Annotated in this window: 29 protein-coding genes; all 29 read left to right on the forward strand. The window is 56.5% G+C overall.

The genetic code is table 11. The features are described 5' to 3' along the window. Positions 1 to 16: 16 nt before the first annotated feature. The 29 genes from fliJ to ccmE all read left to right on the forward strand — a co-directional run bounded on the left by fliJ (position 17) and on the right by ccmE (position 25181). Positions 17 to 457 carry a flagellar export protein FliJ gene (gene fliJ, locus A9G06_RS13975; protein ID WP_005334746.1) on the forward strand — a complete coding sequence of 147 codons (441 nt, stop codon included), beginning with the start codon at positions 17 to 19 and terminating at the stop codon, positions 455 to 457. Positions 458 to 524: 67 nt separating this feature from the next. Then, complete coding sequence (locus tag A9G06_RS13980) at positions 525 to 2453, forward strand: flagellar hook-length control protein FliK (protein WP_069555621.1); 1929 nt, start codon at positions 525 to 527, stop codon at positions 2451 to 2453. A gap of 57 nt (positions 2454 to 2510) precedes the next feature. After that, positions 2511 to 3026 carry a flagellar basal body-associated protein FliL gene (gene fliL / locus A9G06_RS13985; RefSeq protein ID WP_069555622.1) on the forward strand — a complete coding sequence of 172 codons (516 nt, stop codon included), beginning with the start codon at positions 2511 to 2513 and terminating at the stop codon, positions 3024 to 3026. A gap of 7 nt (positions 3027 to 3033) precedes the next feature. Then, positions 3034 to 4104 (forward strand): flagellar motor switch protein FliM, encoded by a 1071-nt coding sequence (gene fliM, locus A9G06_RS13990; RefSeq protein WP_005334736.1) that lies wholly within the window; start codon positions 3034 to 3036, stop codon positions 4102 to 4104. A gap of 49 nt (positions 4105 to 4153) precedes the next feature. Further along, positions 4154 to 4546 carry a flagellar motor switch protein FliN gene (gene fliN, locus A9G06_RS13995; protein WP_005298791.1) on the forward strand — a complete coding sequence of 131 codons (393 nt, stop codon included), beginning with the start codon at positions 4154 to 4156 and terminating at the stop codon, positions 4544 to 4546. Next, positions 4543 to 4923 (forward strand): flagellar biosynthetic protein FliO, encoded by a 381-nt coding sequence (gene fliO / locus A9G06_RS14000; RefSeq protein ID WP_005362049.1) that lies wholly within the window; start codon positions 4543 to 4545, stop codon positions 4921 to 4923. Before fliN ends, fliO begins: the two co-directional genes overlap by 4 nt. After that, entirely contained in the window at positions 4910 to 5683 is a 774-nt protein-coding gene (fliP, locus tag A9G06_RS14005; protein WP_005334729.1) for a flagellar type III secretion system pore protein FliP, read from the forward strand. The genes fliO and fliP overlap by 14 nt, the downstream gene beginning before the upstream one ends. A 25-nt stretch (positions 5684 to 5708) precedes the next feature. Further along, a complete protein-coding gene (gene fliQ / locus A9G06_RS14010) occupies positions 5709 to 5978 on the forward strand; it encodes a flagellar biosynthesis protein FliQ (protein WP_005334727.1) in 270 nt (89 codons plus the stop codon). Beyond that, positions 5975 to 6772 (forward strand): flagellar biosynthetic protein FliR, encoded by a 798-nt coding sequence (fliR, locus tag A9G06_RS14015; RefSeq protein ID WP_005353677.1) that lies wholly within the window; start codon positions 5975 to 5977, stop codon positions 6770 to 6772. The genes fliQ and fliR overlap by 4 nt, the downstream gene beginning before the upstream one ends. Beyond that, the gene (gene flhB, locus A9G06_RS14020) at positions 6765 to 7895 is read left to right on the forward strand and encodes a flagellar biosynthesis protein FlhB (protein WP_069555623.1); all 1131 of its coding nucleotides are present in this window, start codon (positions 6765 to 6767) and stop codon (positions 7893 to 7895) included. The genes fliR and flhB overlap by 8 nt, the downstream gene beginning before the upstream one ends. A gap of 107 nt (positions 7896 to 8002) precedes the next feature. Beyond that, a complete protein-coding gene (gene flhA, locus A9G06_RS14025; protein ID WP_069555624.1) occupies positions 8003 to 10105 on the forward strand; it encodes a flagellar biosynthesis protein FlhA in 2103 nt (700 codons plus the stop codon). Between the two features lie 16 nt (positions 10106 to 10121). Continuing rightward, positions 10122 to 11546: a flagellar biosynthesis protein FlhF gene (gene flhF, locus A9G06_RS14030; protein WP_069555625.1), complete on the forward strand. Its 1425-nt coding sequence runs from the start codon at positions 10122 to 10124 to the stop codon at positions 11544 to 11546. A gap of 1 nt (position 11547) precedes the next feature. Next, positions 11548 to 12423, forward strand: a complete 876-nt coding sequence (locus A9G06_RS14035; protein ID WP_013723550.1) for a MinD/ParA family protein — start codon at positions 11548 to 11550, stop codon at positions 12421 to 12423. Next, positions 12416 to 13135 (forward strand): RNA polymerase sigma factor FliA, encoded by a 720-nt coding sequence (locus tag A9G06_RS14040; protein WP_019444723.1) that lies wholly within the window; start codon positions 12416 to 12418, stop codon positions 13133 to 13135. The genes A9G06_RS14035 and A9G06_RS14040 overlap by 8 nt, the downstream gene beginning before the upstream one ends. A gap of 111 nt (positions 13136 to 13246) precedes the next feature. Beyond that, the gene (gene cheY / locus A9G06_RS14045) at positions 13247 to 13630 is read left to right on the forward strand and encodes a chemotaxis response regulator CheY (RefSeq protein ID WP_013723552.1); all 384 of its coding nucleotides are present in this window, start codon (positions 13247 to 13249) and stop codon (positions 13628 to 13630) included. A gap of 12 nt (positions 13631 to 13642) precedes the next feature. After that, positions 13643 to 14383, forward strand: a complete 741-nt coding sequence (locus tag A9G06_RS14050; RefSeq protein WP_005353668.1) for a protein phosphatase CheZ — start codon at positions 13643 to 13645, stop codon at positions 14381 to 14383. 11 nt (positions 14384 to 14394) lie between these two features. Next, positions 14395 to 16614 (forward strand): chemotaxis protein CheA, encoded by a 2220-nt coding sequence (locus tag A9G06_RS14055; RefSeq protein WP_069555626.1) that lies wholly within the window; start codon positions 14395 to 14397, stop codon positions 16612 to 16614. A gap of 32 nt (positions 16615 to 16646) precedes the next feature. Beyond that, entirely contained in the window at positions 16647 to 17762 is a 1116-nt protein-coding gene (locus tag A9G06_RS14060) for a chemotaxis response regulator protein-glutamate methylesterase (RefSeq protein WP_069555627.1), read from the forward strand. 2 nt (positions 17763 to 17764) lie between these two features. Further along, complete coding sequence (locus A9G06_RS14065) at positions 17765 to 18502, forward strand: flagellar motor protein (protein ID WP_069555628.1); 738 nt, start codon at positions 17765 to 17767, stop codon at positions 18500 to 18502. Between the two features lie 2 nt (positions 18503 to 18504). Then, on the forward strand, positions 18505 to 19425 hold the full coding sequence (locus tag A9G06_RS14070; protein ID WP_021229886.1) for a flagellar motor protein MotB: 921 nt from the start codon (positions 18505 to 18507) through the stop codon (positions 19423 to 19425). 4 nt (positions 19426 to 19429) lie between these two features. Continuing rightward, the gene (locus A9G06_RS14075) at positions 19430 to 20224 is read left to right on the forward strand and encodes a ParA family protein (RefSeq protein ID WP_043820930.1); all 795 of its coding nucleotides are present in this window, start codon (positions 19430 to 19432) and stop codon (positions 20222 to 20224) included. Then, complete coding sequence (locus tag A9G06_RS14080; RefSeq protein WP_069555629.1) at positions 20221 to 21093, forward strand: chemotaxis protein CheW; 873 nt, start codon at positions 20221 to 20223, stop codon at positions 21091 to 21093. The genes A9G06_RS14075 and A9G06_RS14080 overlap by 4 nt, the downstream gene beginning before the upstream one ends. 69 nt (positions 21094 to 21162) lie before the next feature. After that, positions 21163 to 21651 (forward strand): chemotaxis protein CheW, encoded by a 489-nt coding sequence (locus A9G06_RS14085; protein WP_005298836.1) that lies wholly within the window; start codon positions 21163 to 21165, stop codon positions 21649 to 21651. 28 nt (positions 21652 to 21679) lie between these two features. Beyond that, a complete protein-coding gene (locus A9G06_RS14090; protein WP_069555668.1) occupies positions 21680 to 22057 on the forward strand; it encodes a DUF2802 domain-containing protein in 378 nt (125 codons plus the stop codon). A 198-nt stretch (positions 22058 to 22255) separates the two neighbouring features. Then, entirely contained in the window at positions 22256 to 22900 is a 645-nt protein-coding gene (gene ccmA, locus A9G06_RS14095) for a cytochrome c biogenesis heme-transporting ATPase CcmA (RefSeq protein WP_005353659.1), read from the forward strand. A 4-nt stretch (positions 22901 to 22904) separates the two neighbouring features. Then, positions 22905 to 23573 carry a heme exporter protein CcmB gene (gene ccmB / locus A9G06_RS14100; RefSeq protein WP_005353658.1) on the forward strand — a complete coding sequence of 223 codons (669 nt, stop codon included), beginning with the start codon at positions 22905 to 22907 and terminating at the stop codon, positions 23571 to 23573. A 170-nt stretch (positions 23574 to 23743) separates the two neighbouring features. Next, positions 23744 to 24484 carry a heme ABC transporter permease gene (locus A9G06_RS14105; protein WP_005334687.1) on the forward strand — a complete coding sequence of 247 codons (741 nt, stop codon included), beginning with the start codon at positions 23744 to 23746 and terminating at the stop codon, positions 24482 to 24484. Positions 24485 to 24486: 2 nt separating this feature from the next. After that, positions 24487 to 24693: a heme exporter protein CcmD gene (gene ccmD, locus A9G06_RS14110; RefSeq protein ID WP_005353657.1), complete on the forward strand. Its 207-nt coding sequence runs from the start codon at positions 24487 to 24489 to the stop codon at positions 24691 to 24693. After that, the gene (gene ccmE / locus A9G06_RS14115) at positions 24690 to 25181 is read left to right on the forward strand and encodes a cytochrome c maturation protein CcmE (RefSeq protein ID WP_005334685.1); all 492 of its coding nucleotides are present in this window, start codon (positions 24690 to 24692) and stop codon (positions 25179 to 25181) included. The genes ccmD and ccmE overlap by 4 nt, the downstream gene beginning before the upstream one ends. Positions 25182 to 25243: the final 62 nt, after the last annotated feature.

Here is a 25243-nt window from a genome sequence, read left to right on the forward strand (position 1 = left end):
AACAGAGAGGTCGACGATGAGTAAAGGGTTGGTATTGTTGGCCGATCGGCTGGTGGAGGCGGAGCAGCAGTGTGCGCTGGCGCTGGTGAAGGCGCAGCAGGATCTCAAGCTGTTCATGGATCAGCAAAATGCCCTCAACCAGTACCGCCAGATCTATCACCAGCAGTGGACCGATCGCGGCCTGCAGGGGATTTCGCCTCAACAAAATACCCAGTATCACGCCTTTATCAACAAGCTCGAACAGGCAGCGACCCAGCAGTACGAAGGGGTGTTGCAGGTGCGTCAGGCGCTGGAACAGCGCCGTGAAGAGTGGCTGGCGGCCCAGCAGCGGCGCAAGGCGGTAGAGCTGTTGCTGGAGAAGCAGGCGAGCCGCGAGCAGCAGAAAGCCCAGCGTCAGGAGCAGAAGATGCTGGATGAGTACGCCATGTTGCGACGCTTTCATCAATCTGGCCTGTAACTTGCTTTGATCTGGACATTGTCGGCGGCCATCTCTTTGGGGGCCACCAGAATTCAGGGATCCCATCATGATGCAGACACTGTTGACACAAACGCCTTCGGCTCCGGCCAACGGGTTGGACAAAGCGCCTCTGAGCGGTTCCGTCGAGAGCAAAAGTATCGATGGGGGAACCGGCAACGACAGCAAGGGGGATTTCGCCACCCTGATTGCCAAGGCCCGGAACAGCGAACAGGGCGCCGCCGAGGCCACTCAGGGCGGTAACCATGTCCGATCAGCCAAATCTTTGGCGACCGAGAGCGCCTCTCCCAAAGAGGAGACCGGTAAGGAGCAGGATCCTGACGCCGACAACAAGGTGGAGGAGGTCCCTGCCACCGACTTTCTACTACGCCTGCAAGACTCCCTCAAGCTCGATACCTCGCTAGTGACACCCCAGCTGGCGGTGGCGGCCCAACAGAGCGCCACTGCGGTAGACGGCAATCCGTTGCCGCAAGAGGGTGAGCTGGAGGGGATTGCGCTTGATGACGGCGAGCAGACCCCTGCCGCTGCCAGAATTGCCAGCCAGCTTGCCGGTCAGAACGGGGCGCAGTCGCCGCTGGCGACGACCGCCAATTCGACTCTTGATACCACGGTATCGTCTTCAGCGGCGCGAGTGGTGGCGCAGGGCGATGCCTCTGCTGCCGTTCTCTCCTCTGAAGGTGAAGATGCAGCCACTACTACGGATAGGCAGTCCGGGGAGAAAGCCTCTGCCAAGGGAGAAACCCTCGGAGCAGATGGCAAGCACTCCAAGCCCCTCACGGGGGCCGAGCGGATGGCTCAGCTGGCCAAGGTGCTGCCGGTCGATGAGTCGGCAAACACCGCCAAATCCGCGGAGTCTCTCGCTGCAAAAGAGGCTGGCGACAGCAAATCCGATCCCGCCGCCAGCAATGCTTTGACTAACAAGGGGCAGGCGACGCAAGCCGCGACTCAGGGGGCTGCGCTCAAGGCCTTCAGCGAGGGGCTCAAGCAGTCTGAGGCGGGCGCTGCAACTACTTCAGCAACTGCGGATGGAAGTGGGGTAGCTGGCAAGGGGGCAGAAAAGAGTGCTGCCGAGGGAAGCCTGCAGCCAGCCACCGCCGCCAATCAAGGTTCGGCGCCCGTGACGACGGCGCAAAGTGCCGCAGAAAGTGCCGCAGCCCAGAGCAGCGTAACGGCAACTGCGACGGCTCAGACCGATAGTGCTGCCGCCCCCGTGATGGTGGCGCCGCAGCAGGTGTTGGCACAGGTTGAATCTCAAGGGCCGCAAGCGCCGCTGTCGACCATTTCAGCCGGCATCAAGCAGATGGAAGTGACCGGCACCGACGAGGTGCGCAAAGCGGTTTCGCTTGAGGTAAAACCGAAGGCCGGTGAGGCGGAGAAGAGCCTGGTTGCGGCGACATCGAGCGGTGAGAGCAGCCCGAGCCAGACTGTTCAGCATGGCCAGAACAGCCAAACTCAGCCACAGGTAGCCGATAGCCGGGCGCCCGCCGCTGAGACAACGCTGCGCCGTGAGCCGCAGAATTTACCCCATTTGAAGCTGGCCAGTCAGGAAGCGCCTGCCGAATTACACCAGAAGGTCAATGTGATGCTGGCCGAAAAACTGCAACAGGCGGAAATTCAGCTCGACCCCCTCGGCCTTGGCAAGATGAAGATCCAGATCCAGATGGGGGCCGACAGCCAGGCCAACGTCCATTTTGTGGTACAACATGGACAGACCCGCGAGATGCTGGAGCAGGCGATGCCCCGGCTGCGTGACATGCTGGCAGGGCAGGGGATCCAGCTTGGTCAGACGCAGGTGCAGCAGCAGTCGCAACAACAGCAGCAACAGGGCCAGCCCACTTTTAACGGGCAGGGTCAGCAGGGGCAGAGTAGTGGTCAGCCGCGGTCCGGTAACGGGCTGGTTGAAGGGGAACTTACCACTTCCAACCCCAGTTTGCTGGTGGAATCGACAAACGGTTCCGGAATTGATTTCTATGCTTGATGCAATCCCGAGTAAGTTTATGATATCGAACAAGTTTGAGACTAGGGTGGACAAGGGATGGCTGACGATAACGAGTTGACGCTAAAAGACCCGGCTGCGGGCAAGAAAAAGAAGCTGATCATTATCATTGCTCTGGCGGTAATTTTGCTGGGCGGAGGTGGTGTTGGCGCCTTCCTGATGCTCTCCGGCTCCGATAAACCGCCTGCTGAAGCGGCGGAAGGTGTCGAGGCCGCTCCCAAGGAGGAAGCGCCTAAACCTTCCCTCTATGTCGGTATGCCGCGCCCCTTTGTCTTCAACGTTGCAGGTGCCCAGCGAGATCGACTGGTGCAGATCAAGATCCAGCTGATGGTGCGCGGTACCGCCGACGAGACGCTGGCCAAACAGAATATCCCCCTGATTGAAGGCACCTTGCTGCGGGTATTCAGCGCAGCCAGTGCCGAACAACTGATGACCTTTGAAGGCAAGGAGAAGCTGCGTAAGGATTCACTGGAAGAGTGCCGTCGGGTGCTCAAGGACCTGGTCTCTTCCCCCGTTATCGAACAAGTGCTGTTTACCGGCTTTGTAATGCAGTAGGTGAAGCGTGAGCGATCTGTTAAGTCAGGACGAAATTGATGCCCTCTTGCACGGTGTCGATGATGTCGAAGAGGAAGAGATAGGCGGCGCTGGAGACCCCGGCGTAGCCCAGTTTGACTTCTCCTCCCAAGACCGCATCGTCCGTGGTCGCATGCCGACGCTGGAGCTGGTGAATGAACGTTTCGCCCGCCATATGCGGATCAGCCTGTTCAACATGATGCGTCGTACCGCCGAGGTCTCCATCAACGGGGTGCAGATGCTCAAGTTTGGCGAGTATGTTCATACCCTGTTTGTGCCGACCAGTCTCAACATGGTGCGCTTCCGCCCGCTCAAGGGGACAGCGCTCATCACCATGGAGGCCAGACTGGTCTTCATTCTGGTGGAGAACTTTTTCGGTGGCGATGGCCGTTATCACGCCAAGATTGAAGGGCGCGAGTTCACGCCGACCGAACGGCGCATTATCCAGATGCTGCTCAAACTGGTGTTTGAGGATTACAAGGATGCCTGGGCGCCGGTGATGGATGTGGGGTTCGAGTATCTCGACTCCGAAGTGAACCCGGCGATGGCCAACATCGTCAGCCCGACCGAGGTGATCGTGGTCAGCTCGTTCCACATCGAGCTCGATGGTGGCGGCGGCGACTTCCACGTGGCGATGCCTTATTCCATGCTGGAACCGATTCGCGAGCTGCTGGATGCCGGTGTGCAGAGTGACAAGGGGGATACCGACGTACGTTGGAGCAAGGCGCTGCGTGACGAGATCATGGACGTCAAGGTGGAGCTGCGGGCCAAGCTGCTGGAGACCGAGCTCACTTTGCGTGAGCTGATGGAGCTGCGACCCGGCGATATCATTCCGGTCGATATGCCGGAAAATCTGCTGGTTTTTGTCGAGGACTTGCCCACTTTCCACGCCAAGATGGGCCGCACCAAGGATAATGTGGCGCTCAAGATCACCGACAAGCTCAAACGTCCGGAAGGGGTCAAGACGGAGATGCATCTGGTGACCCGGGGCGGGGTACGAATTGATGGCGAGGCCGAGCTGGAAGAGCTCGAGCGCAGTATCGAAGATCAACAGCGATAATTGACGGTTTATTACGGTAAACGGTCACGAAGTAGCATAAGGAAACAAGATGAGCGGAACTGAGGAAGAGGATCTGATGGCTGATGCCTGGGCTGCGGCTCTGGAGGAGCAGGTGACGGCGGAAGCCAAGCCAGCCCCGCTGGAAGAGTTGAAAGATGATGCCCCCATCAGTGCCGAGGAGCGTCGCAAGCTCGACACCATTCTCGATATTCCGGTCACTATCGCCATGGAGGTGGGCCGCAGCCAGATTAGCATCCGCAACCTGTTGCAGTTGAACCAGGGCTCGGTGGTGGAGCTGGATCGGGTTGCAGGCGAGCCGCTGGATGTATTGGTCAACGGTACCCTGATCGCTCACGGCGAGGTGGTGGTGGTGAACGACAAGTTCGGTATCCGCCTGACTGACGTCATCAGCCAGATTGAACGGATCAAGAAGCTTAAATGATGCGCCTCCTGTTGTTATTGTTGCCTGTTCCGGCCTTTGCCGAGACAGCGGCATCTGCCAACGTGCCAAGTCTGAGCTCCTGGTTGCTCTCCAGTCTGATGGTGATTGGTCTCATTCTGGTGCTGGGCTTTCTGCTCAAGAAGAGCAAGCTGGCGACCGCCATGGGGGGCGGCCAGATGCGGGTCATCGCCTCGTTGCCTGTGGGTTACAAAGAGAAGCTGCTGGTGGTCAAGGTGGGCGAACAGCAACTGCTGGTCGGCGTAACACCGCAGCAGGTCAATTTTCTCTACCGGCTGGAGGAGCCGCTGGACGAAAACCAGCCGCAGGCGTTTTCCCAGCAGCTTGGCAAATTGATGGGCAAGCATGAAAAAAGCTAACGGCTTATGGCTGAAAACGGGGTTGCTGGTCAGCCTGCTGATACCACTGTTTTGCTCCTGGCCTGCGTTGGCACAGGACGCCATGTCGGCGGTGACCGTCAAGACCATGGGGGATGGCTCTCAGGAGTACAGCCTGACCCTGCAAGTGCTGGCGCTGATGACCGCGCTCTCCTTCTTGCCGGCCATGGTGATCATGATGACCTCGTTTACCCGCATCATTGTGGTGTTGGGTATCTTGCGCCAGGCGATCGGTCTGCAACAGAGTCCCTCCAACCAGGTGTTGATCGGCATCGCCCTGTTTATGTCGTTCTTCATCATGTCGCCGGTGCTGGATCGCATCAATGATGAGGCGTTGCAGCCCTATCTGGCCGAGACCATTCAGGCAAAGGAGGCGCTGGAGCGGGCCGAGTTGCCCATCCATCAGTTCATGCTGGCCCAGACCCGGATCAAGGATCTCAACACCTTTATGGAGATCGCCAACGTGCAGGTGGAGAAACCTGCCGATGTGCCGCTACGAGTGTTGATCCCGGCGTTTGTCACCAGCGAGCTGAAAACCGCCTTCCAGATTGGTTTTATGCTGTTCTTACCGTTCCTGGTCATCGATCTGGTGGTCGCCAGTATTCTGATGGCGATGGGGATGATGATGCTCTCGCCGATGATCGTCTCGCTGCCCTTCAAGCTGATGCTGTTTGTGATGGTGGATGGCTGGAACCTCATTTTGGGGTCACTGGCCAACAGTTTCGGACTGGGTGCCGGTTAGCCGGTCGAGCGCAAGGAGCCCGAACATGAGTCCTGAAACCTTTGTCGACGTCTTTCGCGAGGCGCTCTGGTTGGTCAATATCATGGTCAGCGCCGTGATCCTGCCCAGCCTCGCTATCGGGCTGGTGGTAGCCATCTTTCAGGCGGCCACTTCCATCAACGAACAGACCCTGAGCTTTCTGCCCCGTCTTATCGTAACCCTGCTAGCCCTGGGAATTGGTGCTCACTGGGGAATGCAGAGTCTGATGGACTTCTTCATACTGATGGTCAATCAAATCCCCGAGGTGGTGGGATGACCTACACAACCGCTCTGATCATGGAGTGGTTGTCTTCCATCCTCTGGCCGCTGGCGCGGGTGAGCAGTCTGCTGATGGTGATGGCGGTGTTCGGCAGCCGCCTCGCTCCTGCGCGGGTACGGATGGGGCTGGCTTTGGCCATCACCTTTCTTATTGCCCCGCTGCTCCCGAAAATGCCCCCCATTGAACTCTTCTCTGCCGGCAGCTTTCTGGTATTGGGCCAGCAATTGCTGATCGGTATTGCCCTTGGTCTGATGACCCAGTTTCTGATGGAGAGCTTCGTGATGGCCGGTCAGGTCATCGCCATGCAAACCAGCCTCGGCTTTGCCACCCTGGTGGACCCGATGAATGGCCAGTCGGCCCCCGTAGTGGGTCAGTTTTATCTGATGCTGGCGACCCTGGTGTTTCTGGCGCTGGATGGTCATCTGGTGATGCTGCGGCTGGTCATTCTTAGTTTCGAGACACTGCCTGTCTCCGAGCACGGCCTCTCGGTTTCATCCATGAAAACCCTGAGTGCGTTTCTGGGTGTGATGTATCAGGCTGCTTTGGTGATGTCGCTCTCAGCCATCGTCGCCTTGCTCTTAATCAACTTTGCCTTTGGTGTCATGACCCGGGCGGCGCCGCAACTCAACATTTTCAGTATCGGTTTTGCGGTCAGCATGATGTCGGGTCTGCTGATCCTCTGGCTCACTATCGGCGGGTTCCTCGGTCACTTCGACATCATGTGGGAGCGGGTGCAGGAGGTCAGCTGCGAGCTGATCAACACCCAGTGCTTCGGAGGCGCTCATGGCTGATACCGACCAGGAACGTACCGAACAACCCACGGGCAAACGACTGCAACAGGCCCGTGAAAAAGGGCAGATTGCACGTTCAAAAGAGTTGGGGACCGCCAGCGTTCTGCTCTCGGCGGTCTTTGGCCTGTTGATGCTCAAGGGCTCGCTGGCGACTGCCATGATCAAGGTTGTCACCATGGGCTTTACTCTGGACAGGGAGCAGGCTTTCGATCCCAATGCCATGATCGCCATGCTGCCGGCGCTGCTGGGGGAACTGGTTCTTCCGCTGGGGCTGTTGTTCGCGCTGGTGGCGATTGCCGCCTTTATTGGCAACACCCTGATGGGGGGGATGAACTTCTCCACCGAAGCCATGATGCCCAAGATGAGCAAGTTGAGTCCGCTCAGTGGCCTCAAGCGAATGTTCGGGGTGCAGTCGCTGATTGAGCTGGTCAAATCCATCGCCAAGGTGGTGTTCATCACCCTGTTTGCCTGGTGGATGCTATCCAGTCAGTTCAATCACCTGCTCAACCTCTCCATGGAGGGATTTCCCGGCGGCATTATCGATGCGTTGGAGCTGTTTCTCTGGATGCTGATTATCCTCTGCTGCGCTCTTCTTCCCATCGTTGCCATCGACGTGCCGTTCCAGAAGTGGAACCACATGCGTCAGCTCAAGATGACCAAACAGGAGGTCAAGGACGAGTTCAAGGACAGCGAAGGCAAGCCCGAGGTAAAGGGCAAGATCCGTCAGTTGCAGATGCAGATGGCGATGCGCCGGATGATGGGGGATGTGCCCAAGGCCGATGTGGTGATCACCAACCCGACCCACTACTCGGTAGCGCTCAAGTATGATGCGGGCAAACCCGGTGCCGCGCCCAAGGTCGTGGCCAAAGGAATAGATGAAATTGCAATGAAGATCAGGGAGATCGCCAGAGAGTACGAGATCCTCATCATGCCGTCACCGGCTTTGACCCGGGCTATTTACCACTCAACCGAGCTGGGCCACGAGATCCCGGAAGGGCTGTTTGCGGCGGTTGCCCAGGTGCTCGCCTATGTCTTCCAGCTCAAGAAATTCCGCCGTGGTCAGGGTCGCCGTCCCCAGCCGCTGGCTAAAGATCTGCCCATTCCGACTGAATATCGCAAATGACAAAGTTCTGACGTAGTCAAAATAAATCCATTGAATTTCAAAGTCTTGTATTGTTGGCTTGATGTTTGCTTTAATCTGGCACCAGCAGGTTGAAATTGAGAAGCGCGATGGAATTCAAGGCAGTATTGGGCCAGTTCAAAGAGTACCGGGGAGTATTGGGCAAAGGCCTTGGTACTCCTCTGCTTGTATTGGCTGCGCTCGGCATGGTGGTGTTGCCCATCCCGCCGTTGATGCTGGATGTGCTCTTCTCCTTCAACATTGCACTCTCCATCGTGGTGCTGCTGGTATCCGTCTATACCCGCCGCCCCCTCGAATTTGCTGCCTTCCCGACCGTACTGCTGCTCGCTACCTTGTTGCGGTTGGCGTTGAACGTCGCCTCGACCCGAGTGGTGTTACTGGAAGGTCATAATGGCAGTGCGGCGGCCGGCCATGTGATCGAGGCGTTCGGTAACGTGGTGATCGGCGGCAACTATGCGGTCGGCATCATCGTTTTCACCATCCTGATGATCATCAACTTTGTGGTGATCACCAAGGGTGCCGGGCGGATCGCGGAAGTGAGTGCCCGTTTTACCCTTGATGCGATGCCGGGCAAACAGATGGCCATCGATGCCGATTTGAACGCCGGTCTCATCAATCAGGAAGAGGCGAAGAAGCGTCGTCAGGATGTAACCCAGGAAGCTGACTTCTACGGCTCCATGGATGGTGCTTCCAAGTTTGTCAAAGGGGATGCCATTGCGGGCATCATGATCCTCTTTATCAACATCATCGGCGGCTTCATCATCGGGATGATGCAGCACCAGCTGACCTTCAGCGAATCGGCCGAGATCTATACCCTGTTGGCCATCGGTGACGGTCTGGTGGCGCAGATCCCCTCCCTGCTGCTCTCCATCGCCGCCGCCATCATAGTGACCCGTCAGAATACCGATCAGGACATGGGAACTGCAGTGCTGGGTCAGCTGTTTGACAATCCCAAAGCCCTGATCATCTCCGCCGGTATTCTGCTGATGATGGGACTGGTGCCGGGGATGCCGCATTTCGCCTTCCTGAGTCTGGGGGCTCTTGCCGCCGCTGGCGCCTGGTGGTTGCTGCGCCGCGAGAAACTGGCGGCCGCCAAAGCGGCCAAGGGTGAGCTGCTGCCTGCCACTGCCGAACAACCCCATGAGCAGAAAGAGCTGAGCTGGGACGATGTGATGCCGGTGGACATCATCGGGCTGGAAGTGGGTTATCAGCTGATCCCGCTGGTGGATCGCAATCAGGGTGGCGAACTGCTCAACCGGATCAAAGGGGTGCGCAAGAAACTCTCGCAAGAGCTGGGCTTTCTGGTCCCGGCCGTCCACATTCGCGACAACCTGGATCTGGCGCCCAATCAATACCGCATCACCTTGATGGGGGTCAGTACCGGCGAGGCCAATGTCTACCATGATAAGGAGATGGCCATCAATCCGGGGCAGGTGTTCGGTCAGATCCATGGGATTGCGACCCGGGATCCCGCCTTCGGACTGGAAGCGGTCTGGGTTGCCAAGGAGATGGTCTCTCAGGCACAGACGCTGGGGTATACGGTGGTAGATACCGCGACCGTGGTGGCTACCCATCTGAGCCAGATCCTGACCAACCATGCGGCTCTGCTGCTGGGCCATGACGAGGTACAACAACTGCTCGACATGATTGGCAAACATCAGAGCAAGCTGGTCGAAGGGTTGGTGCCGGAAGTGATCAGCATGGGTAACCTTGTGAAGGTATTGCAGAATTTGCTCAATGAAGGCGTGCCAATCCGCGATATGCGCACTATCCTGCAGACCCTGGTTGAATACGCGCCGCGCAGTCCTGATCCAGAAGTGCTCACGGCCGCTTGCCGGATTGCCCTGCGTCGCCTGATTGTGCAGGAGATTGCAGGTCCCGATCCCGAGCTGCCGGTGATTACCTTGGCGCCGGAATTGGAACGTATATTGCATCAATCCCTGCAGGCTGGTGGCGGTGATGGTGCCGGTATTGAACCGGGTCTGGCTGAGCGGATGCAGCGTTCGCTGGTGGAAGCCACTCAACGACAAGAATTGGAAGGCCAACCGGCCGTGCTTCTGACATCGGGGATCTTGCGCAATACCCTGGCGAAATTTGTCAAGAATGCCATTCCTGGATTGCGCGTTCTGTCTTATCAGGAAGTGCCCGACGACAAGCAGATCCGCATCGTCAGTGCGGTAGGGCAGAACTAGTTAGCGGAGACGACGGGTGAAGATTAAGCGGTTTTTTGCCAAGGATATGCGAACGGCTCTGGCCGAGGTCAAGGAGACTCTCGGGCCTGACGCCGTCATCATGTCCAACAAGAAGGTCACCGGAGGGGTAGAGATAGTCGCCGCAGTCGATTATCAATCCCAGGTCCCGGGGCCCAAAGATGCGCCGGTTCGCCGTCAGCTGAACGATGAGAGCGTCAATATTTCGTCTGCTGCACGGCAGATGATCCGCCCCGAGCCGTCGCCGGCGAAGGAGCAGAACGAACATTATGCCGATACCCTGGCCGCCTTGCTGGCGCGCCAGCAGAAGCTCAAGCCGGGCAATGGGGCGCCAATGGGCAATACCCAATCGGCCGGGCTGGCCGCTGCCAATGCAGCGCCCAGAACATTGGCCGAGCAGGGGCAGTGGGGCGCAACCCCCGAACCTGCCAAGCCCAAGGCCCGGGTTGCGTCTGGCCAGCGCCCCCCTCAACCTGCCCAGCGGGATCAGGAGATGGAAGGGATGCGCAAGGAGATGGCCAGCATCCGCAAATTGCTGGAGCACCAGATCTCCGGGCTGATGTGGCAAGAGGTGGAGCGCCGCGAACCGATGCGGGCCCTGTTGATCAAGGAGCTCAAGAAACTGGGCTTTGATGATGCCTTTGCCGATCAACTGGCGGGACTGATCCCCGAAGATATGTCCATCCATCAGGCGATGGCCCAGTTGGCCGAGGTGTTGACGGCCCAGCTCAAGATCAGCGAGGACGAGATCATGCGTCAGGGCGGCGCGGTGGCGCTGCTTGGCCCGACCGGGGTGGGCAAAACCACCACTATTGCCAAGCTGGCGGCCCGTTTCGCCATGAAGTATGGCGCTGAGCAGGTGGCGCTGATCACCACCGACAACTACCGGATTGGTGCCCATGAACAACTGCAGACCTATGGTCGCATCATGGGGTGTCCGGTGCGGCAGGTGCGTGATGCAGAAGAGCTGGCCAATGCCCTTTATCAGTTCCGCCACCGTCGGCTGGTACTTATCGATACGGCTGGGGTTGGCCAACGGGATATCCGGCTGACCGAGCAGCTCGATACCTTGGTCAAGAATGCCAAGGTGCGGATCCGCAGTTATCTGGTGATGTCGGCAACTTCCCAGCGTCGGGTGATGCAGGAAGCGGTTGACCATTTCCGGCGTATTCCATTAAGCGGCTGCATACTTACCAAATTGGATGAAAGTCTGAATCTGGGCGAAGTGATTAACGTGTGTATCCAGAATTCATTGCCCATCAGCTATATCACTGACGGACAAAGGGTTCCGGAAGATATTCAGGTTGCCAATGCGGCGCAGCTCGTCGGGGCTGCCATGGGCTCGCTGGAGCGAGAAACAGAGGAGCCCTATTTCTGGGGCGCAGGCTTTGGCGAGGCCGAAGATTCGGAGTTTTATGAGTAACATGTATATGGATCAGGCGAGTGGTCTGCGCAAAATGCGTCAAAACAATCGAGTAAAGGTAATCGCCGTTTCCGGTGGTAAAGGTGGCGTGGGCAAGACCAACGTGACCCTGAACGTGGCCGGAGCCATGGCCGCCCAAGGCAAGCGGGTGATGGTGCTGGATGCCGACCTGGGTCTGGCCAACGTCGACGTCATGCTGGGGCTGCGGGTTCATCGCAACCTCTCTCATGTCTTGGCGGGTGAATGCACCATCGACGATATCATCGTCGAAGGTCCATACGGCATGATGATCGTGCCTGCGACCTCGGGCACCCAGTCCATGGTCGAGCTTTCTCCGGTGCAGCATGCCGAGCTTATCCGTGCCTTCAGCGAGATGAAAACCCAGGTCGACATCCTGCTGGTGGATACGGCTGCGGGGATCTCCGACATGGTGCTGAGCTTCACCCGAGCAGCTCAAGACATCATGGTGGTGGTCTGCGATGAGCCGACCTCCATCACCGATGCCTACGCCCTCATCAAGATCCTCTCCAAGGATCATGGCGTGTTTCGTTTCAAGGTAGTGGCCAATATGGTGCGCAGTCTGCGTGAAGGGCAGGAGCTCTTTGCCAAACTGACCCGGGTCACGGATCGTTTCCTCGACACCTCCCTGGAGCTGGTCGCCTGTGTACCTTATGACACCAATCTGCGTGCCGCCGTGCGCAAGCAGAAGCTGATTGTCGAGGCGTTTCCCAAGTCGCCGGCCGCACTGGCGTTTCGGGCCCTTGCCAACAAGGCGGCGAGCTGGCCGGTTCCCAACCAGCCGGGCGGCCATCTGGAGTTTTTCCTGGAAAATTTGTTGCAGAAACCGGCCACAACACAGGAAGGTTCCCGTGAATAAAGCCCAAGCGTACTTGCGTCATCAGGATTCCTATGTGCTGGTGGAGCGTCATGCTCCCCTGGTCAAGCGAATTGCCCAGCATTTGTTGGCTCGCCTGCCCAGCAGTGTCTTGCTGGATGACCTGATCCAGGCAGGTATGATTGGGCTGCTTGAAGCCTCTCGCAATTTTGACGGTAGCAAGGGGGCCAGCTTCGAGACGTATGCCGGGATCCGCATCCGTGGCGCCATGCTGGATGAGATCCGGCGTGGTGACTGGGTACCCCGCTCCGTGCATCGCAACAGTCGCGCTATTGCAGAGGCGATCGAGAATGTCGAGCAGACTCACGGGCGTGACGCGCGAGATACCGAAGTTGCTGCCGAGATGGGGGTCTCCATCGCTGATTACCATGCGATGCTGCAAGACGTCTCCTGCGGCAAAATTATCGGCATCGAAGATTTGGGGGTCAGCGAGGATGTGATCGGCAACCCCGATGATGCCCCTTCAGGCTCGGGATTCGATGAATTGGCTGCCGAGCGATTTCAGATTCAATTATCCGAGCAAATTGGTCGTCTACCAGAGAGAGAAGCTTTGGTTCTCTCTCTTTACTACGATGAAGAGCTGAATTTGCGTGAAATTGGCGAGGTTTTGAATGTCAGCGAGTCGCGTGTGAGCCAGATCCACAGTCAGGCAATGCACAGATTGCGTGCTCGTTTGAGAGATTGGCATCTATAAGTGTTTGTACTGGCTACACTGAGATGAAACTCTAAGGCATAATCCGCACGACACAACCCGTTTTTAGCATCATGTAAGTGAGCCACTCTGGTGGCTATTTAGGAGGGAATTTTGGACAAGAACATGAAAATCCTCATTGTTGACGATTTTTCAACGATGCGCCGGATTATCAAGAACTTGCTGCGCGACTTGGGATTCAACAATACCCATGAGGCGGATGACGGCAATACAGCGCTGCCGATGCTGAAAAATGGTGATTTTCAGTTTGTAGTTACCGACTGGAACATGCCTGGCATGCAAGGTATTGACCTGCTTAAAGCCATCCGAGTCGATGAGAAGCTCAAGCATCTGCCGGTACTGATGGTAACCGCTGAAGCCAAACGTGAGCAGATCATTGAAGCCGCCCAAGCTGGCGTCAACGGTTACATCGTCAAGCCCTTCACCGCAGCCACGCTCAAAGAAAAACTCGACAAAATTTTCGAACGAATTGGCTAAGGAGCTGCAGGGATGATGGCCAAAACGAGAGCAATGATTTCGCTCGACCAGGCAAGGATGCTTGTTGCTCATCTGGAGCAAGGCGAATTTGAGCTGGCCGATGAACTGCTTGCCGAAGTATGTGCCCCCAACGCAGCCGATCTGTTTGAAAAAGTAGGTCAGCTGACCCGACAACTGCATGATTCACTTCAAGAATTTCGCCTCGATCCCCGTATTCCCGATTTGGCTACTCATGATATTCCCGATGCTCGGGAGCGCTTGAGCTACGTTATCGATATGACCGACAAAGCGGCCAATCGTACAATGGATGCGGTGGAAGCCAGTTTGCCGATAGCGGATCGCCTGAATGACAATATCCAGCTGGTGATGCCGAACTGGAATGCCCTGATGTCTCGTGACATGAGCGTGGGGCAGTTCAAATCCTTATGTCACCAACTTGATGATTTTATTAAGGCTTCAGAGTCTGATGCCGATAAATTACGGCAACTGCTGACAGAAATTCTGATGGCACAAGATTTTCAGGATTTGACAGGTCAGATGATCCGCAAGGTCATCAAGCTTGTTCAGGAAGTTGAAACAAAATTAATAGAAATGCTGACCATGTTTGGTGAGGCTTCTGCTGAGCATTCAACTCGTAGTATTCCTGTCAACGGGATTGAAGCAGAGGGCCCTATCATGAACCCCGAGGCTCGTGCCGACGTGGTCAATGGTCAGGATGATGTGGACGATCTGCTGTCTAGCTTGGGATTCTAATGGAGTGACGCATGGCCTTCGAAGTTGATGAAGACATACTGCAAGACTTTCTGGTCGAAGCATCCGAAATATTGGAACAGTTGTCTGAACAACTGGTCGACTTGGAAAAGCGGCCCGATGACAAGAACCTGTTGAATGCCATCTTTCGTGGTTTCCATACCGTGAAAGGGGGGGCAGGTTTTCTGTCGCTCGGTGAACTGGTTGATGTATGCCACGGTGCGGAAAACGTGTTCGATATCTTGCGTAATGGCAAGCGAACCGTTACTGCGGAGCTGATGGATGTGATCCTGCAAGCGCTGGATGCCATCAATGTCATGTTCGCCCAGGTTCAAAATCGCGAAGCACCCAGCCCTGCGTCAGATGATTTGCTTCATGACCTCCATGAGTTGTGCAAGCCGGAAGGGGAAGAGCAACTGCGCACGGCTACCAGTGCGGCTGCGGCTGTAGAATCTGAACCTGCAGCACCGGTAGTTGTTGAAGAAGTTGCTTCAGAAGTTGTTGAACCCGCAGCCATCAGCAGCGAGCCTGCTCCTGTCAATGGCGGCGGCTCGATCGATGAAATTTCTGCAGACGAATTTGAACGTCTGCTGGACGAACTCCACGGCGTGGGTGGGGCACCGACCAAGACGGCTGCAGCAGCCCCGATAGCGGGTGGCTCTGGCGATATCACCGATGATGAGTTTGAGGCCTTGCTGGATCAGCTCCATGGCCAGGGACAGCACATGGGGGCGCCAGAGGTGAATCCTCTGAAGTCGGTGCAAAAAGAGGTGGACGAGCTTATCGATGATGATGAGTTTGAGCGTCTGCTTGATGAATTGCATGGTCGTGGTCAAGGGCCTCAGAGTACTCTGGCACCTGCCGCACCTGCCGCACCTGCCGCACCTGCCGCACCTGCCGCACCTGCCGCACCTGCCGCACCTACCGCGGTGACTCCGCCCAAACCGGTCACTCCTGTAGCCAAACCAGCACCGGCTGCCCCCGCAAAACCCGCTGAAGCAGCCAAGGCGCCAGCGCCTGTTGCCAAGGCGGCGCCTGCGCCAGCAGAAAACAGTGCCGTGCAAAGCGATACGACGGTGCGGGTGGATACCAAGACTCTCGATGTCATCATGAACATGGTAGGTGAGTTGGTATTGGTCCGTAACCGGCTGGTGAGCCTGGGTATTGCCAGCAATGATGAAGAGATGTCAAAGGCGGTTGCCAATCTGGATGTGGTAACGGCTGACCTGCAAGGTGCGGTGATGAAAACCCGCATGCAGCCAATCAAGAAGGTATTTGGTCGTTTCCCGCGCGTGGTGCGTGATCTGGCCAGAACCCTCAAGAAAGAGATTGAGCTGGTGATGGTGGGCGAAGAGACAGATCTGGATAAAAACCTGGTAGAGGCGCTCGCCGATCCTCTGGTTCACCTTGTTCGCAACTCCTGCGATCACGGGGTCGAAATGCCTGATGTGCGGGAGAAAGCGGGCAAACCGCGGCAAGGGACGATCACCCTTAGCGCCTCCCAGCAAGGTGACCATATTCTGCTTTGCATTGAGGATGATGGGGCAGGGATGGACCCTGAGAAACTCAAGTCAATCGCAATCAGTCGCGGTGTTCTGGATGCAGATACTGCCGCTCGCATGAGCGACAACGATGCCTATAACCTGATCTTTGCTCCGGGCTTTTCAACCAAGGCCGAGATTTCCGATATCTCTGGCCGTGGTGTCGGGATGGATGTGGTTAAAACCAGCATTGTCAGCCTTAATGGCTCGGTACACATCGATTCCACCTGGGGGAAAGGTACTCGTCTCGAAATCAAGGTTCCGTTGACGCTTGCCATTCTGCCGACGCTGATGGTGGAAGTGGGTGAGCAAACCTTCGCACTTCCCCTTGGTTGTGTGAACGAGATTTTCCATCTGGATCTCAAAAAGGCCAACATGGTTGATGGCCAGCTCACCATCATTGTACGCGAGAAGGCGATACCACTCTTCTATCTGCACAAGTGGTTGATTCGTGGCGCCAATAAACGTTCACGTCAGGATACCGGACATGTGGTGATCGTGCAGATTGGTACTCAGCAAATCGGGTTTGTGGTAGACAGCTTGATTGGTCAGGAAGAGGTGGTGATCAAGCCACTTGATAACTTGCTGCAAGGCACCCCTGGCATGGCCGGGGCGACCATTACCAGTGATGGTGGAATTGCTCTTATTTTGGATGTGCCGAGTCTGCTCAAAGCATATGCGCGTAGACATTAATAGCTCAGGCCCAAGGAGTTAGAAAAACAACAATGGCAGTCAAGGTATTAGTTGTCGACGATTCGAGCTTCTTTCGCCGTCGGGTGAGCGAGATCATCAATCAGGATCCCATGCTGACGGTGATTGATACGGCCCAGAATGGACGTGAGGCTGTGGACAAGGCGATGTCGCTGCGCCCTGATGTGATCACCATGGACATCGAGATGCCCGTGATGGATGGCATCAGTGCGGTGCGGGAGATCATGGTCAAGTGCCCAACCCCCATTCTGATGTTCTCCTCCCTGACCCATGAAGGGGCCAAGGCTACGCTGGATGCGCTGGACGCCGGTGCACTCGACTTCTTGCCCAAGAAGTTTGAGGACATTGCCAGAGACAAAGATGAAGCGGTCAGACTGTTGCAACAGCGGGTGAAGGAGATCTCCCGCAAGCGCTTCCTGATGACATCAGCTGCTCGCCCCAAAGCAACTGAACCGGTTGCTCGTGCTCCGCTGGGCAGCACAGCGCCCAGAACTTCAGATCGTCAGCCTGACCTGCAACGTACTGTGCCAAGTGCTTCATTCAAGCGCAGTGGCAAGAGTTATCAGTTGGTGGCGATCGGCACTTCTACCGGCGGACCTGTTGCTTTGCAAAATGTGCTGACCAAGTTGCCGGGGGATTTTCCCCATCCCATCCTGCTTATCCAGCATATGCCAGCCACTTTTACCGCCGCGTTTGCTGCCCGTCTCAACGGGTTATGCCAGATTGGCGTCAAGGAAGCGGAAGATGGCGATGTGCTTAAACCCGGGCATGCCTATCTTGCTCCCGGTGGTAAGCAGATGCTGCTGGAAGGTCGTGGTGCAGGGGCCCGCATTCGCATCGTGGATGGCAACGACAAGGTAAATTACAAGCCTTGTGTGGACATCACCTTTGCCTCTGCGGCCAAAACCTATGCCGACAAGGTATTGGCGATTGTGCTGACCGGTATGGGGGCTGATGGCCGTGATGGCGCCAGACTGCTGAAAGAGCAGGGATCAACCATCTGGGCTCAGGATGAGGCTTCCTGCGTGGTATATGGTATGCCCCAAGCGGTAGCCAAAGCGGGGATTGCCAGCGAATCACTCCCTCTGGACAAGGTGGCCCAGCGTATTCTGGTTGAGTTGGGGCGCTAATCATGGGCTTGCTCGGTCTGCTCCTGGCATTGGGGGCTATTGCCATTGCCCAAATGTGGCATGGCGGCTCTCTGTTGACGTTGGTGGACGGCCCTGCTTTTTTGATCGTGCTGGGTGGTACCGTTGGTGCAGTCACGTTGCAGACTCCAGCCAAGTACATCCTGCTGGCGTTGCGCCAGCTGTTATGGATTTTTACCCCTCCCCGCCAAGATCTTGCGACGCAGGCCGAACGATTGCAGTCATGGGCCGTCTTTGCGCGCCAGCAAGGGCTGCTGGCCCTTGAAAATCAGGCCGAGCAGGAGGAGGACAACTTTACCCGTCAAGGGCTCGGCATGATTGTCGATGGGGTATCCACAGAGGATATCCGTATGCTGCTGGAAGCGGACATCGATATCGAGCAGGAACGCAATGAACATGCCGCCAGGGTATTTGAAGCCATGGGGGGGTACAGTCCGACCATCGGGATCATCGGTGCCGTGCTGGGCCTGATCCAGGCCATGTTTCATCTCGAAGACCCGTCAGCGCTGGGGGCGGGTATCGCAGTGGCATTTGTGGCGACCATATATGGAGTGGGGTTTGCCAACCTCATCTACCTGCCTATCGCCAATCGGCTACGCGCATTTCACTACCACTATGCACTCTTTCAGGAGATGACCCTGGAAGGGCTGCTGGCTATCGCTCATGGTGAAAACGGCTTGCAGGTTGAACGCCGGCTCAGGGCCTATTTGAAAGGAGAGTAGCCATGCGCAAGCGCTATCGGTTGCACTTGCAGGGTCGCGAGCATCTTGACCGCTGGTTGGTCTCCTATGCCGATTATATGACGCTGATCTTTGCCTTGTTCGTGGTGCTCTACTCTGTTGCGCTGGTGAACAAGGACAAGTATCGCGCCGTGATTGATGGTATGAGCCAGGCGTTCAGTGTCATGCAGTCTGGCGGCAATGGCTTGCTTGAAGGGCAGGGTAATTCCCTGCTGGATAACGCGGTATCTGCCTCTCCATCGTTGCTGGAAAGCCCAGCATCCCCCTCTCCTTCACTTGCTCCCATTTCTGGTGTGCCAGTGCTGCAAGATGGCGCGACACTTGCAAAACTCGATATGCAGTTGCAACAGAGCATGGGCTCGCTGGTGGATGCCGGTATCGTCAAACTGACACAAGACGAGAACTGGCTGACGGTTGAACTTAGTTCCGGCTTGTTGTTTGGCAGCGGCAGTGCCTTTTTGGGACCAAACGCTGCACCGGTCATTAATACTCTTTCAAGTATTCTCAAACCGGTCGATAACTATGTAAGGGTTCGGGGTTATACCGATAACCAACAGATAAATAATGAAATTTATCGTTCTAACTGGGCGCTTTCTGCTGCTCGGGCCGAAGCGGTACTTAATGGTTTGATTGCTGATGGGATCGCCCCTCAGCGTCTGGCGTTCGAGGCATATGGTGAGTTTTCCCCCTTTGCTGACAACGGCAGCGAGCAGGGCAGACTGCAGAATCGCAAGGTTGTGGTCGCTATCTCCAAATTTGCCTGGGTGCCGCCGGCACCTGTGGTTGCAACACCGACGGTAGTTGCTGAACCGGTTCCAGCTGTACAGCAGGCGGTGGATGCAGGAGAGATAAAGGTGATCACCTTGCCCGGTGGTGGCATACGCATAACAACAAGGCAGGATTGATACAGTGATTGTTTGGACGGTTGCCAACCAGAAAGGTGGTGTGGGTAAAACCACCACAGTGGTCTCGCTTGCGGGGATCCTGGCCCAGCGTGGCCAGCGGGTGCTGTTGATTGATACCGATCCCCATGCTTCGCTGACTGCATACCTTGATTTTGATTCAGATCGCCTGGATGGAACCCTCTATGAGTTGTTTCAAGCTGTCAAACCGACAGCCGAGCTTGTCAATAAACTGACGCTCAAGACCAAGTTCGAAAATATCAATTTACTACCCGCATCTATTACCCTTGCGACCCTTGATCGGGTGATGGGCAATCGTGAGGGGATGGGACTGGTACTGAAGCGGGCACTGCTGCGCATTCAGGATCAATATGATTACGTGCTGATCGATTGCCCGCCAGTACTGGGGGTTATGATGGTCAACGCGCTGGCTGCCTGCGATCGCATTCTGGTGCCTGTCCAGACCGAGTTTCTGGCCCTCAAGGGGTTGGAGCGGATGATGAAAACATTCGAGATCATGCAGCGTTCCAAGCGTGACAAGTTCCGTTATACCGTGATCCCGACCATGTTCGACAAGCGCACCCGTGCCTCTCTGATGACCTTGAAGTCGATCAAGGATCAATATGGGGATTCGGTGTGGAATGCGGTGATCCCTATTGATACCAAGTTTCGGGATGCCAGCTTGCTGCATATCCCCCCGTCTATCTATTCTCCCGGGAGTCGTGGAACCTATGCATATGAAACGCTGCTCAACCATCTTGATGCCCTTGAGCGGCAACGGGTTCATGAGGTGACGGTATGAGAGATACCATTCAAGTTCGGGCGATGGATGACTATTTCCACTCCCTGCTGCTCGATGAGCCACTGGCGCTGGATGAGGTGGAAGAGGTTCAATCTGCCCCTGTTTTACAGTTGCAACGTCAGCCCCAAAGCGTCCCCGAGGTAGTTGCCGCACCTTACCTTGAAAGCGATCCACGGCTTGCCCAGCTCGGTGAGCTATTGGCTCAGGTGGGACAAGTCCAGTTTGAGAATGACGCCTTCACCCAGGAAGCGACTCTCACCACTCCGCTGGAGATTGTGGCGGAGGATTCACTGCTGCCGGTGGAGCCTGAGTGGCCTGCGGAGGTACTGCTCCCCGAGGTTGCGGAACCCCATACTACTATCCTGACCGAGACGGCGCTGGAGGTTGCTCCGGTAGAGGCCAGTGAACCGGTTGCCTGGGAAAATATCGATATCGGTAAAGAGTTTCAGGCCCTTTTCTTTGAAGTCGCGGGCGTGACGTTTGCGGTGCCGTTGACCGAGCTGGGTGGTATTCATCAGCTGGGCGAGATCACCTCCCTGTTTGGCCAGCCTGGCTGGTACAAGGGGATCATGACCTCTCGCGAGCAGAAGATGAATGTGGTCGATACTGCCCAGTGGGTCATGCCGGGTCAGCATCTCGAGATGGATGATTACAAGTATCTGATTATGCTTGGTGAATCGCCGTGGGGATTAGCCTGCCATCATCTCAAAGGGACTGAATTGTTACACCGTGACCAGGTGAAATGGCGCCATCAGGAGGGCAAGCGCCCCTGGTTGGCTGGCATGGTCAAAGAAAAAATGTGTGCCCTGTTACACGTCCGCGAACTGCTCCTGTTGCTGGAGCGTGGGGTTAACATAGAAGGTCGTTGATAACTTCTGCAATCGAGCTGTTTTATTGCTAGTTTTAGCAGTAGACGTTTTCATAAAAGGAATAAAAACATGACAGAAAAGCGCAATATTGCACAGAATCTGGCCGAAGATGAAGTGCTGCAATGGGTAACCTTCCAACTGGAAAACGAAACCTACGGCATCAATGTGATGCAGGTTCAGGAGGTGTTGCGCTACACCGAAATTGCACCGGTGCCGGGTGCGCCTGAGTACGTACTGGGGATCATCAACCTGCGTGGCAATGTGGTGACTGTCATCGATACCCGTTCCCGCTTCGGTCTGCCTTCCGGTGATGTGAGTGAAAACTCCCGGATTGTGATCATTGAGGCCGAGAAGCAGGTGATCGGCATCATGGTCGACAGCGTGGCTGAAGTGGTTTATCTGCGCTCTTCCGAAATCGATGCGGCACCAGCGGTCGGTACTGAAGAGAGCGCCAAGTTTATTCAGGGGGTAAGCAACCGCGATGGGCAACTGCTGATCCTGGTTGACTTGAACAAGCTGCTCTCTGATGAAGAGTGGGAAGATATCGGTTCCCTCTGATAAGTAAGGTGATGTTTTGATAATCGAGATGGTTGCCTTGGGGTTGTCCCTGATTGCCTTGGCGTTTGCCTCTTATATCTGGTTCAAGAGCAAGCACAGCAAGCAGGAGTTCGAGGCCAGTGTGGCAACGCTGCAAGGTCAGCTGGAAAGCTTGCGCAAGCAGATGATGGAGCTCCATACCGGTGCCATTGGCATGGGGCAGCGTCTGCAGTCGGTGGAAGGGGCGATGCAGCAGGTCAATGATCGCCAGCAAGAGCTGACCCTGCAGGATCCCGAACGCAGGCTCTACAGCCGAGCGGCCAAGATGGTCGAACTGGGCGCCGATCTTGATGAAGTCATGAGTGAGTGCGAGTTGCCAAAGGCAGAGGCCGAGCTCTTGATATCGTTGCGAAAAGGTCGCTCTTGATGATTCAGGAAGGCATTTGCCTTCCTGAATTTTATGGCGTGCAGCAGCTTGTCCCCCTGCTGCGTTGAGCGGATGGTTTCTACTGCATTTTCTTTGTGATCCCGGTCGCCAGTCAGTTCAATTGTTGCATCTTTGAAAAGACGTATTCCAATACTGTGTTAAGATGCAGACCGCTTCATTTTCTCTGAAAAAATCCCCATGCTGCTTCAAGTTAACAATCTGAGCTGCGTGCGCGAAGATCGCACTCTGTTTGAACACCTCTCTTTCTCTGTTGCGCCCGGCGATCTGGTGCAAATCGAAGGGCCCAACGGGGTCGGCAAGACCAGCCTGTTGCGGTTGTTAACTGGGCTGTCGCAGCCGTTTGCCGGTGAGGTGTGCTGGAACGGGGAGAATATTCGTCACTGTCGCGATGAGTATCATGCCAATCTGCTCTATCTTGGCCACCAGCCCGGTGTCAAAGCGGCGCTGACCCCTTTTGAAAACCTGAAGTTCTACCAGCAGTTGCATCACCCGCAGCAGACAGAGACTGACTTGTGGCAGATATTAGCCCGGGTAGGGCTTGCCGGGTTTGAAGAGAACCCGACCGGACAACTCTCTGCCGGTCAGCAACGCCGGGTGGCTCTGGCCAGACTCTGGCTGTCACAGAAACCGGCGCTCTGGATCCTCGATGAGCCCTTTACCGCCATCGACAAGCAAGGGGTCAAGGTGCTCGAGCAGCTCTTTCTGGCCCACGCCGAGCGGGGCGGCATGGTGATCCTCACCACCCATCAGGATCTGACCCTGATGCAGGGACGGCTGAAGACTATCTCGTTGACCCCCTTCGCCTCGACATTGCAGGAGTAACGCTATGTTGCGCGCTGTTATGCACCTTATTCACCGTGAACTGCTGATGGCTCTGCGCCAGCGTTCCGATATTCTCAACCCGCTCTGGTTTTTCCTCATCGTCATCACCCTGTTTCCGTTAGGCATTGGCCCGGAGCCCAAACTGCTGGCCCGTATTGCCCCGGGAATTATCTGGGTGGCGGCGCTATTGGCGGCCATGTTGTCGCTGGAGCGACTGTTTCGCGACGACTTTGCCGATGGTGCGCTGGAGCAGATGATGCTGATGCCTCACCCGCTGGGCTTGCTGGCGCTGGCGAAAGTGGTTGCTCACTGGCTGCTGACCGGCTTGCCGCTGCTGCTGATTTCTCCCTTGCTGGCGATTTTGCTGTCGCTGGATATGAACACCTATCTGGCTGTCGTCGCGACGCTGGCACTTGGCACTCCGGTATTGAGTCTGCTCGGCGCGGTCGGGGTCGCGTTGACGGTGGGACTGCGCAAAGGCGGGGTGCTGCTTAGTCTGCTGATCCTGCCGCTCTATATTCCGGTACTGATTTTTGCCACCTCAGCCATCGATGCCGCGGGGATGAGCTTGCCCTATGGCGGGCAGCTTGCCATTCTGGCCGCCATGCTGGTGGGGGCTTTGACACTGACGCCGCTGGCTGTGTCGGCGGCGTTGCGGGTCAGCCTCAACTGATGGCCGTGAGCTGAACCGAATTTGGCTCCGAATGGGGTCTTTTTGCAAAAAATAATGTTGCGATGGATCAAGGAGAGTGCCGCTTATTGCTTTCGGGGTATTTGATGCTGCCCCGTGGTCGGTATGGTAGGCCTCGCCAAATGATTAATAACAAAAAGGTTTTGTGAGCTATGTGGAAATGGTTGCACCCTTATGCCAAACCGGAGCGTGCCTATCAGCTGGCAGGCACACTGTTGCCCTGGTTTGCGGTGATTAGTCTGCTCTCGTTTGTGATCGGCACTGTCTGGGGCCTCGCGTTTGCGCCAGCGGATTACCAGCAGGGAGATTCGTTCCGGATCATCTATATCCACGTGCCTTCCGCCATTCTCTCCATGGGGGCCTACTCCACCATGGCGGTGGCCGCCTTTATCGGCCTGGTGTGGCAACTGCGGATGGCGGACATGACGGTTGCAGCCATTGCGCCGGTCGGCGCCGTATTTACCTTTATTGCCCTCTTTACTGGTGCCGCCTGGGGCAAGCCGATGTGGGGAACCTGGTGGGTGTGGGATGCGCGGCTCACCTCTGAGCTGATACTTCTGTTTCTCTACCTCGGCGTGATAGCCCTCTACAACGCCTTCAGCGACAAGGTGGTCGCTGGCCGTGCGGCCGGCATTCTGGCACTGGTTGGGGTGATCAACCTGCCGATCATCCACTACTCGGTGGAGTGGTGGAACACCCTGCATCAGGGGGCCACCATCACCAAATTTGACAAACCCTCCATTTCACCCGAGATGCTCTGGCCGCTGCTGATCATGATCCTGGCGTTTGCCGCATTTCTCGGGGCCCTGACCCTGATGCGTTTTCGCAATGAACTCCTGATGCGGGAGTGGCATCGCCCCTGGGTCAAAGAGATTGCAGAGCAGGAGAAGTAAGCATGCACTTTGCCTCTTTCAGTGATTTTATGGCGATGGGCGGTTACGCCTTCTATGTCTGGCTCTCATTTGGCCTGACGCTGGTGTGTCTGGTCGGCATCATCATTTCTACTCGCATGAAAACCCGCAGCCTGCTCGCCGAGTTGCGCAGCAAACAGGCGCGTGAGGCCCGTCGCAAGGCGGCCCAGCAGATGGAGAACACCCTATGAACCCGAGACGCAAAAAACGCCTCACCATCATTCTTGCCATCACCCTGGGTCTGGCGACCGTAAGCGGGCTGGTGCTCTACGCCCTCAGTCAGAATATCGACCTCTTCTATACCCCGAGCGAGCTGGTGGAGGGGAAGGGGCCGGACAAGATCAAGCCGGAAGAGGGGCAGCGCCTGCGCATCGGTGGGTTGGTCGTGCCGGGGTCGGTGCAGCGGGATCCCCAGAGCCTCAAGGTTGCCTTCAAGCTGGTGGATAACGGCGGTCATCTGGTGAAGGTCGAGTTTGACGGCATCCTGCCGGATCTCTTCCGTGAAGGGCAGGGGATTGTTGCCCAGGGCACCCTCAAGGATGCCACGACCGTAGAGGCGTTCGAGGTGCTGGCCAAACACGATGAGAACTACATGCCGCCGGAAGTGGCCGACGCCACCAACGGCATGCACTTCAAGCCGGAGTATACCGAGGCGCAGTTGAAGGGAGCCAAACAGTGATCCCTCTGGTGTTTGCATTTTCCGCTTTGCCTGCCGTGCGTGGTGCGGCTGTTGTCACCGTT

The sequence above is a fragment of the Aeromonas sp. DNP9 genome (genome assembly GCF_001728955.1).
Lineage (GTDB): Bacteria > Pseudomonadota > Gammaproteobacteria > Enterobacterales > Aeromonadaceae > Aeromonas > Aeromonas veronii.

Excerpts from the sequence above, each read along its gene's own strand:
- fliJ (WP_005334746.1), top strand. The coding sequence starts at position 17 with ATGAGTAAAGGGTTGGTATTGTTGGCCGATCGGCTGGTGGAGGCGGAG.
- A9G06_RS13980 (WP_069555621.1), top strand. The coding sequence starts at position 525 with ATGATGCAGACACTGTTGACACAAACGCCTTCGGCTCCGGCCAACGGG.
- fliL (WP_069555622.1), top strand. The coding sequence starts at position 2,511 with ATGGCTGACGATAACGAGTTGACGCTAAAAGACCCGGCTGCGGGCAAG.
- fliN (WP_005298791.1), top strand. The coding sequence starts at position 4,154 with ATGAGCGGAACTGAGGAAGAGGATCTGATGGCTGATGCCTGGGCTGCG.
- fliO (WP_005362049.1), top strand. The coding sequence starts at position 4,543 with ATGATGCGCCTCCTGTTGTTATTGTTGCCTGTTCCGGCCTTTGCCGAG.
- fliP (WP_005334729.1), top strand. The coding sequence starts at position 4,910 with ATGAAAAAAGCTAACGGCTTATGGCTGAAAACGGGGTTGCTGGTCAGC.
- fliQ (WP_005334727.1), top strand. The coding sequence starts at position 5,709 with ATGAGTCCTGAAACCTTTGTCGACGTCTTTCGCGAGGCGCTCTGGTTG.
- fliR (WP_005353677.1), top strand. The coding sequence starts at position 5,975 with ATGACCTACACAACCGCTCTGATCATGGAGTGGTTGTCTTCCATCCTC.
- flhB (WP_069555623.1), top strand. The coding sequence starts at position 6,765 with ATGGCTGATACCGACCAGGAACGTACCGAACAACCCACGGGCAAACGA.
- flhA (WP_069555624.1), top strand. The coding sequence starts at position 8,003 with ATGGAATTCAAGGCAGTATTGGGCCAGTTCAAAGAGTACCGGGGAGTA.
- A9G06_RS14035 (WP_013723550.1), top strand. The coding sequence starts at position 11,548 with ATGTATATGGATCAGGCGAGTGGTCTGCGCAAAATGCGTCAAAACAAT.
- A9G06_RS14050 (WP_005353668.1), top strand. The coding sequence starts at position 13,643 with ATGATGGCCAAAACGAGAGCAATGATTTCGCTCGACCAGGCAAGGATG.
- A9G06_RS14055 (WP_069555626.1), top strand. The coding sequence starts at position 14,395 with ATGGCCTTCGAAGTTGATGAAGACATACTGCAAGACTTTCTGGTCGAA.
- A9G06_RS14060 (WP_069555627.1), top strand. The coding sequence starts at position 16,647 with ATGGCAGTCAAGGTATTAGTTGTCGACGATTCGAGCTTCTTTCGCCGT.
- A9G06_RS14065 (WP_069555628.1), top strand. The coding sequence starts at position 17,765 with ATGGGCTTGCTCGGTCTGCTCCTGGCATTGGGGGCTATTGCCATTGCC.
- A9G06_RS14070 (WP_021229886.1), top strand. The coding sequence starts at position 18,505 with ATGCGCAAGCGCTATCGGTTGCACTTGCAGGGTCGCGAGCATCTTGAC.
- A9G06_RS14080 (WP_069555629.1), top strand. The coding sequence starts at position 20,221 with ATGAGAGATACCATTCAAGTTCGGGCGATGGATGACTATTTCCACTCC.
- A9G06_RS14085 (WP_005298836.1), top strand. The coding sequence starts at position 21,163 with ATGACAGAAAAGCGCAATATTGCACAGAATCTGGCCGAAGATGAAGTG.
- A9G06_RS14090 (WP_069555668.1), top strand. The coding sequence starts at position 21,680 with ATGGTTGCCTTGGGGTTGTCCCTGATTGCCTTGGCGTTTGCCTCTTAT.
- ccmA (WP_005353659.1), top strand. The coding sequence starts at position 22,256 with ATGCTGCTTCAAGTTAACAATCTGAGCTGCGTGCGCGAAGATCGCACT.
- ccmB (WP_005353658.1), top strand. The coding sequence starts at position 22,905 with ATGTTGCGCGCTGTTATGCACCTTATTCACCGTGAACTGCTGATGGCT.
- A9G06_RS14105 (WP_005334687.1), top strand. The coding sequence starts at position 23,744 with ATGTGGAAATGGTTGCACCCTTATGCCAAACCGGAGCGTGCCTATCAG.
- ccmD (WP_005353657.1), top strand. The coding sequence starts at position 24,487 with ATGCACTTTGCCTCTTTCAGTGATTTTATGGCGATGGGCGGTTACGCC.
- ccmE (WP_005334685.1), top strand. The coding sequence starts at position 24,690 with ATGAACCCGAGACGCAAAAAACGCCTCACCATCATTCTTGCCATCACC.